We start from the raw sequence: 3,261 nt of genomic DNA, 5'->3' as shown, positions 1-3,261 counted from the left end.
CGAGTCGGCAGCGGCCGCCGAGGCAATCACACAGTCCGCCCGTGTGGCGCGGCCCGCCGCGGCGGCGCCGGCCCATGCGGACAAGGAATCCACCTCGATCCGCGTCGGCGTCGAGAAAGTCGACCAGGTCATCAACCTGGTGGGCGAACTGGTCATTACGCAAGCGATGCTGGCGCAGACGGCTTCGACTCTGGATCCGGTGCTGCACGACCGCCTGCTCAATGGCATGGAACAGCTGGAACGCAATGCCCGCGACCTGCAGGAAGCGGTCATGTCCATCCGGATGATGCCGATGGACTACGTGTTCAGCCGTTTTCCGCGCCTGGTGCGCGACATTGCCAGCAAGATGGGCAAGCAGATCGAACTGCAAACCCATGGCCGCGCAACCGAACTGGACAAGAGCCTGATCGAACGCATCATCGACCCGCTGACCCACCTGGTGCGAAACAGCCTGGACCATGGCATCGAGACGCCCGAAAAGCGCGTCGCCGCGGGCAAGGATCCGGTCGGGCAGCTGGTGCTGTCCGCCCAGCATAACGGCGGCAATATCGTCATCGAAGTCAGCGACGACGGCGGTGGCCTGAACCGCGACAAGATCCTGAAGAAGGCGATCGCCCAAGGCCTGCCGGTCAACGAGAATTCGCCGGACGACGAAATCTGGCAATTGATCTTCGCGCCGGGCTTCTCCACCGCCGAAAAAGTCACGGATATTTCCGGCCGTGGCGTGGGCATGGACGTGGTGCGCCGGAACATCCAGGACATGGGCGGCCATGTGCAGCTGTCGTGCGAGCCGGGCAATGGCACCACGACGCGCATCGTGCTGCCGCTGACGCTGGCCATCCTGGACGGCATGTCGGTGCGGGTCGGCGAGGAAACCTTCATCCTGCCGCTGAATCACGTGACCGAATCGCTGCAGCCCACGAATGACCAGATCTATTCGGTGGCCGGCAACGAGCGCGTGATGCACGTGCGTGGCGAGTACCTGCCGCTGGTCGAGATGCACCGGGTGTTCTCGGTCGGCGAGGCCCAGACCGACCCTACGCAGGCCATCGCGGTCATCATGCAGGCCGAAGACCGGCGTTTTGCGCTGCTGGTGGATCACCTGATCGGCCAACACCAGGTCGTGGTGAAAAATCTGGAATCGAATTACCGCAAGGTGCCGGGCATTTCCGCCGCCACCATCCTGGGCGATGGCAGCGTGGCCCTGATTGTCGACGTATTTGCGCTTGCGCGCGCCAACCGTGAGCGTTGGTCGCAGCCCGAAGCCATTCTGAATTGATGGAGAAATAAACCTCATGGCAGCCAAACCGCAAGCGCAATCCGCGCGCAATGAAGATGTCGGCAGCGAATTCCTGGTGTTCACGCTGGGCGACGAAGAATACGGCATCGACATCCTGAAGGTGCAGGAGATCCGCGGCTACGACGCCGACACGGTGACCCGCATCGCGAATGTTCCGCCGTTCATCAAGGGCGTGACGAACCTGCGCGGCATCATCGTGCCCATCGTCGACCTGCGCATCAAGTTCAACCTGGGCCGCGTTGAATACAACGAGCAGACCGTGGTCATCATTCTCAACCTCGATCGCCGCGTCGTCGGGATCGTGGTGGACGGCGTGTCCGACGTGCTGATGCTCAATTCGGGCCAGATCCGTCCGGCACCGGAGTTCGGCGCCACTTTGTCCACCGAGTACCTGACGGGCCTGGGTACGGTGGACGAACGCATGCTGATTCTGGTGGATATCGAAAAAATGATGACCAGCGACGAAATGGCGCTGGTGGAGAAGGTCGCGTCCTGATCGGAGTGGCCTGCTTGGGAGGTAGAAGCGCCATATTGAATCCAATGTGGCGCTTTCCTTTAACGATTTCAGTCTAGGAGTGGTTCTTGTGATGCGCAAGTTTCTCGCGAACATGACGATACGCAGCAGCCTGTTGTGGGTGTTGGCGTTTTTCTCATTCATGTTGGTGATCGGAGCCGCACTGGGTGTGCTGTCTCTGCGCATCAGCAACGGCACCCTGGCGGAGATCAAGCAATCGCAAGAATTGGACGATGCGGTCGGACGCGTCGTCTCCAGCTACAAGGATTCCATGGCCGGCCTGGGCCGCGCGGCGGCTGCCAACTACGCGGACATCGTGAAGAACGTGGGTCAGCCCACCTTGCTGACCCAGGGCTTGTCGTCCGAGGCGGCCGGCTTGCTGGAACGCGCCAAGGCCTCCATGAACAAGGGGCAGGCCGAGTACGAGTATTACAAGAGTCTGGCCCGGCCCGCCGAAGCCGCCGACGCCCTGAAAGAGATCGACCAGGCCTATGACGCGCTGGTCCGGCAAGGGTTGGCGCCATTGGTGGCCTCGCTGGAAAAGGCGGACATGCCCGCCTACCAGAAACAGGTTCAGACGGTGCAGGACGCCCTGGAAGGGCGCTACGCGCGCGCGATCGAAGGCTTTGATTTCTGGCGCGCCAGCAAGATGCTGGATGCTCATGAGGTGGCGCAGGTGCGCTACCAATTCGTCCTGATGGCCGTGGGTGCCGGCGGCGTGGTCGCTGCGTTGCTGGTGTTCGCCACCTATGTCTTCCTGCGCCGCCGCGTGCTGTTGCCGTTGAAGGAAGCTGGGCATCACTTCGACCGCATCGCCAGCGGCGACCTGACTGCCCGCGTGGACGTACGCAACACCAACGAAATCGGTCAGCTGTTCGCCGCCCTGAAGCGCATGCAGGAAAGCTTGACCCGTACGGTGGCGTCGGTGCGCCGCGGCGTGGATGAGATCAACGTGGGTTCTCACGAGATTGCCGCGGGCAACACGGATCTGTCCAGCCGTACCGAGCAGCAGGCTGCCTCGCTGGAAGAGACCGCGGCTTCGATGGAACAGCTGGCCTCGACCGTGAAGCAGAACGCCGACAACGCGCGCCAGGCCAACCAGCTGGCGGCCAGCGCCTCGGACGTGGCCGAGCGTGGCGGTTCCGCAGTGTCGGAAGTGGTCAGCACGATGCAAGGCATTTCGGCCAGCTCGCGCAAGATTTCCGAGATCGTGTCGGTGATCGACGGTATTGCCTTCCAGACCAACATCCTGGCGCTGAACGCCGCGGTGGAAGCAGCGCGTGCCGGGGAGCAGGGCAAGGGCTTCGCGGTGGTGGCGGGCGAAGTCCGTTCGCTGGCGCAGCGCAGCGCCCAGGCGGCCAAGGAAATCAAGGGCCTGATCGAGGACTCGGTGACCAAGGTTGGCGCAGGCTCGCAGCAGGTGGAGCGCGCGGGTGCGACGATGCAG

The 3,261-nt window shown here is 62.9% G+C and carries 3 protein-coding genes; all 3 read left to right on the top strand.

The window, feature by feature from the left end; genetic code table 11:
* Nucleotides 1-1,279 (top strand): chemotaxis protein CheW (locus VIR09_RS07890; RefSeq protein WP_332012375.1); only part of this gene is annotated, 1,279 nt, incomplete at its 5' end.
* A gap of 16 nt (nt 1,280-1,295) precedes the next feature.
* Nucleotides 1,296-1,796 (top strand): chemotaxis protein CheW, encoded by a 501-nt coding sequence (cheW, locus tag VIR09_RS07885; RefSeq protein ID WP_013393375.1) that lies wholly within the window; start codon nt 1,296-1,298, stop codon nt 1,794-1,796.
* A gap of 91 nt (nt 1,797-1,887) precedes the next feature.
* The coding region (locus VIR09_RS07880) for a methyl-accepting chemotaxis protein (protein WP_332012374.1) at nt 1,888-3,261 on the top strand (1,374 nt) is incomplete at its 3' end.

It is taken from the genome of Achromobacter sp. (genome assembly GCF_036567245.1).
In the GTDB taxonomy this organism is placed as follows: Bacteria; Pseudomonadota; Gammaproteobacteria; order Burkholderiales; family Burkholderiaceae_B; genus Achromobacter.
Note: the sequence above shows the minus strand (reverse complement) of the source record. Positions and strands in the feature narration are given on the sequence as shown.